The sequence below is a fragment of the Occallatibacter sp. genome, assembly GCF_049802275.1.
In the GTDB taxonomy this organism is placed as follows: domain Bacteria; phylum Acidobacteriota; class Terriglobia; order Terriglobales; family Acidobacteriaceae; genus Telmatobacter.
Genome location: NZ_JBARMD010000469.1, coordinates 1 through 7,948 on the forward strand (window position 1 = coordinate 1; position 7,948 = coordinate 7,948).

Sequence of the window (7,948 nt, forward strand, 5' to 3'; positions counted from 1 at the left end):
GTAAAGAATTTCAATGACGATTTCAGTGGGACCGGGCTCGCGGCGGCTGAAAGCGTGGGGAGCCAGCGGCGATTTGGTGTCGAGCGCTGCGTAGCCTTTCGATGATGGCATGAATGATTACCTTCCGGAGACGAGTGTAAATCACTAGTCGGATGGATGAGGCAAGCTCTACCGGAAAGGCTCAGCGAGTGGGGAATTCATAAACCCACTCATCGCGATGAAGCCGCGATGAATAGGGCACAAATTGCCGTGTTTTGGGATGGAATTATGGACGACGGGCGGAAGCAACGCGCGGGATGCCCTGGAGGTCGTGAGTGAATTCGATGTTCTGAAAGCCGGAATTCTTGAGGTGAGATTCGACATCGGGCATCTGGCTGAAGCCGAATTCGAAGACGAGATAGCCGCCGGGAATGAGTGCGGCGTGAGCGGCGGGAATGAGACGGCGATAGATTTCGAGGCCGTCGTGGCCAGCGAAGAGGGCGATGTGGGGTTCGTGGTCGCGAACTTCTACGGAGATGAGGGCGCGGTCGGTATCGGGAACGTAAGGCGGGTTGGAGACGATGATTTCGAAGTGCTCGCCGGCCACGGGCGCGAGGAGATCGCCGTGCAGGAAGCGGATTTGCTCGGCCAGGTTGTTGCGGGTCGCATTTCCGCGCGCGATTGCGAGTGCGGATTGAGAGATATCGATGGCGGTGAGAATCGCGTTGGGAAGTTTGGTCGCGAGGGCAATGGCGATAGCGCCGGAGCCGGTGCCTACGTCGAGAATGCGTATGGACGGAGCGGGGTTCGTGCTTTCCCATCCATCCGGCAAAGAACGCCGGAAGGATGGGGCACCCGGGTTCTGAGGTCCTTCTAACATCTCTTCAAGATTGAAGGCACCCGGAGTAGCGAGTTCGATAATCTTTTCGACGAGGTGTTCGGTTTCGGGGCGAGGAATCAGGACGTCTGGGGTGACGTGGAAGGGGAGGCCGTAGAATTCGCATTCGCCGGTGATGTACTGGATGGGCTCGCCTTTGCGGCGGCGCTCAATCAGGCCTGCATAACGGATCGCGCTGCATCCCGCGAAGTCGTCTTCGGCGTGCGCCATCAGCCAGGCTTTGTTTTTGCCGATCACATGCAGCAGCAATGTCTCTGCGTCGCGCTTCGCACGATCAGAGTGCGGGCCATCGCTGAGCTGCGCTTCGGCCTGGGCGAGCCAATCACGCAGCGTCATCAAGCCGCCTGATCGTTGTCGGCTTTCAGTTGCTCCGCCTGGTAGTGCGCGACCAGGGCATCGACGATCGGCTGCAGGCGGCCTTCCATAATCAGGTCGAGCTGGTGCAGCGTCAGGCCGATGCGGTGGTCAGTGAGGCGATTCTGCGGGAAGTTGTAGGTGCGAATCTTCTCGCTGCGGTCGCCGGAGCCGACTTGCGATTTGCGGGTCGCGGCCAGTTCGGCGTTCTGCTTGTCCATCTCCATCTCGTAGAGGCGGGAACGCAGCACGCGCATGCCTTTTTCGCGATTCTTGATCTGCGACTTTTCGTCCTGGCAACTGACCACGGTGTTGGTGGGGATGTGGGTGATGCGCACGGCGGAGTAGGTAGTATTCACTGATTGTCCGCCCGGACCGGAAGAGCAGAAAGTGTCGATGCGGATGTCTTTGGCTTCAATCTTGATGTCCACATCTTCGGCTTCGGGCAGGACGGCGACGGTGATGGCGGAAGTGTGCACGCGGCCCTGCGTCTCGGTTGCAGGTACGCGCTGAACGCGGTGCACTCCGCTCTCCCACTTGAGCTGCGAGTAGACGCGCTTTCCTTCGATGATGGCGATGACTTCCTTGTATCCGCCGACGCCGGACTCGGACAGCGACATTACTTCGACCTTCCAGCGATGCTGTTCGGCGAAGCGGGTGTACATGCGGAAAACCTCGGCGGCAAAGAGCGAAGCCTCGTCGCCGCCGGTGCCGGCGCGGATTTCGAGGATGACGTTTTTCTCGTCGTTGGGATCTTTCGGAATCAGCAGGATCTTGATTTCTTCTTCAAGGGCGGCGGCGCGCGGTTCGAGTACCGCGATTTCTTCCTCGGCCATGGCGCGCAGGTCGGGGTCGGTTTCGGCCAGCATGGCGCGGGCTTCGGCGAGGCCCTGCTGGGCGGTTTTCAATTCTCGATATTTTTCGACCGGCTCTTCGATCTCGCGCAGGGCCTTGGCGGTCTTCTGATATTTTTCGTGGTCATTCAGTACTTCTGGCAACGAAAACTGCGCCTGCAGGTCGTTGAAGCGTTGTTCCATTTGTTCCAGGCGATCTAGCATTCCTAATCTCCGTGTTGCGCCGGCCGGCGCGCAACTGCTGCTGGCTATCTGTTTGGGAATTGTGTCAGAAAAAAAGGCGCAGAACAGTGTAGGCGGCGGGCGCCGCTAGAGGAGAGCCGGGATGGGCTGATGGAGAATCATTGCGCTTTCACTATTCTAGCGCGAAATTGTATTTGCTTGAACTTAGATTCATCCCAGGTCTCAAATGCGAGACCTGGGGCACCCAGGTTCATTGGCTACGCGAGATTGCAAGCTACTCCAAAACAATGGATTCAGAAGCACTCGATGTGGTCGCAGGCATTCATCAGCGGAACCTGCAGGTTTGAATCGTGGTCGCTGTCTGAGTAGATGGTGATGGTCGCAGGCTTATAGTCCTCGGGCTTGGCGGTCATGATGTTGGGTACAAAGGTCTGTGGGTTGCGGTCATAGAGCGGAAACCAGGTGCTCTGGATCTCGACCATTACCGTGTGGCCGGCCTTGAACACGTGGTCTACGTCGCGAAGACTGTAGCGGTATTCGTGGATCGACCCGGCGCGAAGGGGCGTCGGTTTCTCAAAGCTATCCAGGTACCGGCCGCGAAAGATCTGCTCGTTGGTCATCAATTGATAGCCGCGCATCTTCGGGTCGGGATCGTCGTCGGGGTACTGGTCGATGAGCTTGACGATCATGTCGTTGTCGGTTCCCGTGGTTGAGGCGAAGATATCCGCCAGTACTTCCCCGGTCACGATGAGGTCCTTTTTGAGCACTGGCAGCTTCCAGACGGCGACGTCTTTGCGATCGGTCACAAATCGCTGGTCTTCTGTGAGCCAGTTGAACCACTGCGAGCCGTTTCCATAGGTGGGCTGGATAGGCCGATGCCTGTAGGGAACCGGGTTTGCCGGATCGCTTTCGTAGCTGGTCTTCGCCGGTTCCTTGGCGTCGGTCCAACTCAGAAGGCCATCGCCCACCAGGTGAAGGCTGGTCGGCTGGGCTTCCTTTGGAGGGAAATGCGAGTAGCGCTTCCAGGTATTCGAGCCAGTCTGGAAGCTCGCTGTATCTTCGAGGTCGAAACCGGGCTCGTCCTTCAGATAATGACCGAAGAACTTCGCCTCAATCTGTGCGCGAAACTCTTTGCCAATCGACTCGCCGTAGTTCAGATTGCCGAGATGGCGCGACGAGGAACCCCACGAACCGTGACGCCAGGGACCGAGGACCAGAAAGTTCTCGTTCTTGCTGTCGTGCGGCTCGAGCATCTTGTACTCCTCCTGCGGCCCCCACATGTCTTCCTGGTCGTAGTATCCACCCACGCTCAAAGTCGGAACGGTGACTGCGTTTAAGTGGTGCTCCACGCCTCGGGACGACCAAACCGTGTCATAGCTGGGATGATCGAGAAAGAGTTTCCAGGTGGGGAAGGGCTGCTTGACACCAGATTTTTTGACGTCTTCTGCGAAGGAGCCGCGCGCGAGAAAGTAGTCAAAGCCGTCCTCCGGCTTTCCGTCCTTGTCTTTTCCGTAGCTGACGTCAGCATTCTCCTTGTTGGACTCCATGCCGAAGACGTAATCGTAGCCATAGCTCTGGCGGAAAGCGCCGTTATGGAAGAAATCGTCGCCCATCCAGACGTCGATCATCGGTGCCTGCGGTGAGATGGCTTTCACCGCCGGATGCGGATCGATACCGGCCTCCATCGCCAGGAAGCCCGGGTAGCTGGTGCCAACGAATCCAGCCCGCCCGTTATTGCCCTGGACATTCTTGAGAAGCCAGTCCACGGTGTCATAGGTGTCGGTGGTTTCGTCGATGGCCTTGGGATCGTGACCACCCCCCGGACCAAGACCTGTCCGCGGGGACCCCGGGTGGTGGTCGACCTGGGGACGGCTCATAACGAATTCGCCTTCACTCTTGTAGCGGCCGCGAATGTCCTGGGCGACGTAGATGTAGCCGGCACGCGCGAGTTCAGGCCGGCCGCCGAAGAAAGACGCGCGGCTGGTCCCATCTACCCCGTATGGCGTGCGCTGGACGAGGAAGGGAAGCGGCGTCGTGATGTCAACGGGCTTCAGGATCACGGTATGCAGCTTGATGCCGTCGCGCATGGGAATCATGATTTCACTGCGCTGGTAATCGTGGAAGCTGTGATGAACCGCGTCGCCGGTATGCTTGAAGATTACCTGGGGATCGTTCGCTGCAAACATGCTTGCGCCGCGACCAGCCGAATCCAGGGTGAACTTCAGCGTCATCTTCGTCTCGGGAACGGCGAATTCATTGGGCGAATTCTCGGTCAGGGGCGTCGGCACCATCCGCTCAGACTCCATGACCAACTTGCCATCCTGCACGTAGAAGCTAATGCGCGTGTCGGGCTCGTTAGGGTCGGTGTATTCGCCGGAGAGCGCGTCGAGTTGCGTCGCCGCCGCTGCAGGGGCTTGTTGCAGTACTGCACCCTGTGCGAGGGGCGCGAGCCGCAAAGTTTTGCTTGTTGAAAACAGCAGGGCAAAACACAGACCAAGTACGGCAACTCGACGTCGCGTCAAGACGAGGACCTCCCGGAGATCAAACTAATGCGAAGGCAAACTAATGCGAGTGGCCGTGGTGGCTGTGAGCGGCAGCGGGGCTTGACATCTCTTCAATAGGTACCACACAGCCATGAAGCTCTTCGCATCCTTCGTGTTCAAACTGAATTGTAGAGTGCTGAATCGAAAAATGGTCACGCAGAACGTGATTCAGCTTTATCAGAATGCAGGCACTCTCCGACGGAGGAATGTCGGCGATGCAGACATGGCAGGCGAGCGCATGGCTATTAGATCCGAGGCTCCACACATGCAGATCGTGGACATCGTGGACGCCCTCAACCTCTTCCATGCCTGAGCGGATCTCGTTCAAGGAAACGCCTCGCGGCGTGCCCTCAAGCAGAATGTTGAGCGTCTCCCGCACGATATCCAAGCTCGTCCAGAGAATCAGAGCGGCTATCAGCAGCGACAGCGCCGGATCGATCCAGTTGCGCCCGGTGAAGAGGATGCCGGCGCCTCCCGCGATCACCGCGGCCGTTGATAACGTGTCGCCTGCCATATGCAGGAAGGCGCTGCGCATATTCACATCGCGGGCCACGCCCCACAGCAGACCCGCGATCACCCCATTCATCAACACGCCGGCGGCGGCAACCACCATCATAAGTTTGGGCTGGACAACGACCGGGGCGCTGAGGCGGTGGATGGCTTCGATGGCGATCCAGATCGCGATGACGATCAGCGTGGCCGCATTGATGAACGCCGCCAGCACGCCGGCGCGCTGATAACCGAAGGTCTTGGAATGCGTGGCGGGGCGTGACTGGAAATATACCGCTACGAAGCTGAGCAGCAGCGCCAGAAAGTCAGAGACGTTGTGCCCCGACTCGGAAAGAAGCGCAAGAGAATGAGCGCGCAGTCCGGCCACAAACGTAATAACCACATACGCCAGCGTCGCGACGAGCGAGAAGCGAAGTACGGATTGTGTCCTGGATGCGCCTGCGGAGGTTGGCGCCGCTTGGACATGCATAGGGAAAGTGTAACCGGGGCCGAGTATCGCGCGCTAACGCCGGTTCGAGAGCGAACTGGCTGATGCTAGCCGCGATCGGGTCGCAACTGGCCTATTTCCTGATGTTTTGATGGCCCGATCAGGGGGTACACCGGAAGGCTGGAACGGAGCCCCGACCAGGTTTCCGAGATCACAATGCTGTTCTGCGGATTTCCGGGCTGGTAGCGGACGGAGCAGGGAAAGCCGGCGCGCATCTCGCCCAGATCAATCACACTCAGCAGGGTGGTAATGTCCTGTGAACATTCGTAGTCCACGCCGGCGCTGCGGTAGCTGTATTCCAGCATGGTCAGCGATCGACCATCCTCCACGGTTATCTCACGGATGTCGAGCAACATGCCATCGATGACGCGGCCCGATAAGGCAAGCATCTTCCGGCGTGCGCGTTCCAACTCCTCTTCGGTAGGCCGTTTGCGCCGCAGATAGAGGACCGCGCCAACAGTCAGCCCGGCCACAAGAGTGACTCCGGCTGCTGCTTCCCATGCGTCCTTGTTGAGGAGTGTCATTTGCGAGGGTGGTCGAATGTAGTCCCAACTTGAGGATACCGCAGATCGAATTCTCTGTATGTGAGGGGAGAAACGCTTACAGTCCGAAGGTACCGGAACCCCGCTTTCTTGATACCTTCATCTTCTGCATCTAAACTCGCGTTCATTGGAGGAAGCGCCATGAGGGTTGGAGTGCTTGGATCGGGCGACGTAGCGAAAACGCTGGCGACCGGATTTCTGAAACATGACCACTCGGTAAAAGCGGGCAGCCGGAATCCCGCCAAGCTTGCAGACTGGTCCGCGCAGGTTAGCGGCAGCTCAGTCGGCACATTTGCAGAGGCGGCCGAATTCGGCGAGCTGGTGGTGCTGGCGGTGAAGGGCAATGCCGCCGCGGAAGCATTGACGATGGCCGGCGCGAAGAATATTGCCGGGAAAACGGTGATCGACGCCTGCAACCCGATCGAAGATGCTCCGCCGGACAATGGTGTGCTGCGGTTCTTCACCAACATCAACGAGTCGCTGATGGAGAAGCTGCAGCGCCAGTTCAGCGAGGCCCATTTTGTGAAGGCGTTCAACTCTGTGGGCGCACCCTGTATGGTCAATCCGCAATTTGCCGGTGGCAAGCCCACCATGTTCATTTGCGGCAACAACGAAGGCGCAAAGAAGCAGGTGGCGCAGATCAACGAGCAATTTGGCTGGGAGACAGCCGACATGGGGTCGGCGGAGGCTGCCCGTGCCATCGAGCCGTTGTGCATGCTCTGGTGTATCCCCGGTTTCACGCGCAACGACTGGACCCATGCGTTCAAGCTGCTTACGAAATGACTGCGGCGCCAGACCGGCTCGACGTGCCTTGCCTTGACCCGGCGAAGCGCCCACTCGTATTCTCGGGGACAATTGCGCGTATGTGCTGCCTCTCATTGCACATGCGCTGGGAGAACCCAGCATGAGCACGTCAGCACCGGCCGCTACGCCCGTTTACCGCTTCGCCGCCCAACCCCAGCTGGTACGCCGTGCCGCAGTGCTGGGCGCGGGAACCATGGGTTCGCGCATTGCCGCGCACCTGGCCAATGCGGGTGTGCCTTCACTTCTGCTCGACATGGTTCCGGCCGGAGAAGGCTCGCGGAATCGCCTTGCGGAATCGGCGCTGGCGGCTCTAGCCAAATCAAAGCCAGCGGCCTTCTACGAGCCGTCGCTGACGTCCATGGTGTCGGTGGGAAACTTTGAGGATGACCTGCCAAAGCTGAAACAGTGCGACTGGGTGATCGAGGCGGTTGCCGAGAATCTTGAAATCAAGCGGTCGCTTCTGGATCGAGTTGTACCGCATCTCGCGCCTCAAGCTGTGCTGAGCACTAACACCTCGGGACTGCCGATTGCGAAGATCGCCGCCGGGCTCAAGTCGCATCGCGACCGTTTTTTTGGCACGCACTTTTTCAATCCACCCCGCTATATGCAGTTGCTGGAAATCATCCCCACAGCGGAAAACGACCCGGCGCTGATTGCCTCTTTCGCGACATTTGCCGATCGCGTGCTGGGCAAGCAAGTGGTCTTCGCCAACGACACGCCCAACTTCATAGGAAATCGCATTGGCGTGTTCGTGATGTTTTCGGCGTCAACTCTCATGCTGCAGCAGGGCCTGA

7 protein-coding genes are annotated in these 7,948 nt (G+C 58.8%); 2 read left to right on the forward strand and 5 right to left on the reverse strand.

The genetic code is table 11. The annotated features are described in order from the left end of the window. Window positions 1–265 precede the first annotated feature (265 nt). The 5 genes from prmC to WA354_RS16165 form a co-directional block, all read right to left on the reverse strand. The gene (gene prmC / locus WA354_RS16145) at window positions 266–1,213 is read right to left on the reverse strand and encodes a peptide chain release factor N(5)-glutamine methyltransferase (protein WP_472814048.1); all 948 of its coding nucleotides are present in this window, start codon (window positions 1,211–1,213) and stop codon (window positions 266–268) included. After that, entirely contained in the window at window positions 1,213–2,289 is a 1,077-nt protein-coding gene (gene prfA, locus WA354_RS16150) for a peptide chain release factor 1 (RefSeq protein WP_472814049.1), read from the reverse strand. Before prfA ends, prmC begins: the two co-directional genes overlap by 1 nt. A 272-nt stretch (window positions 2,290–2,561) precedes the next feature. Continuing rightward, window positions 2,562–4,790, reverse strand: coding sequence for a CocE/NonD family hydrolase (locus WA354_RS16155; protein WP_472814050.1), 2,229 nt, complete (start codon window positions 4,788–4,790; stop codon window positions 2,562–2,564). 40 nt (window positions 4,791–4,830) lie between these two features. Continuing rightward, window positions 4,831–5,790: a cation diffusion facilitator family transporter gene (locus tag WA354_RS16160; RefSeq protein WP_472814051.1), complete on the reverse strand. Its 960-nt coding sequence runs from the start codon at window positions 5,788–5,790 to the stop codon at window positions 4,831–4,833. Window positions 5,791–5,855: 65 nt separating this feature from the next. After that, a complete protein-coding gene (locus tag WA354_RS16165) occupies window positions 5,856–6,332 on the reverse strand; it encodes a hypothetical protein (RefSeq protein WP_472814052.1) in 477 nt (158 codons plus the stop codon). Window positions 6,333–6,491: 159 nt separating this feature from the next. On the opposite strand from WA354_RS16165, the gene WA354_RS16170 reads away from it, so the two are divergent. Together WA354_RS16170 and WA354_RS16175 are read left to right on the forward strand one after the other, a co-directional pair. After that, window positions 6,492–7,133 carry an NADPH-dependent F420 reductase gene (locus tag WA354_RS16170; RefSeq protein ID WP_472814053.1) on the forward strand — a complete coding sequence of 214 codons (642 nt, stop codon included), beginning with the start codon at window positions 6,492–6,494 and terminating at the stop codon, window positions 7,131–7,133. Between the two features lie 121 nt (window positions 7,134–7,254). Continuing rightward, window positions 7,255–7,948, forward strand: a 694-nt coding sequence (locus tag WA354_RS16175) for a 3-hydroxyacyl-CoA dehydrogenase family protein (protein WP_472814054.1), incomplete at its 3' end; no start/stop codon positions are given.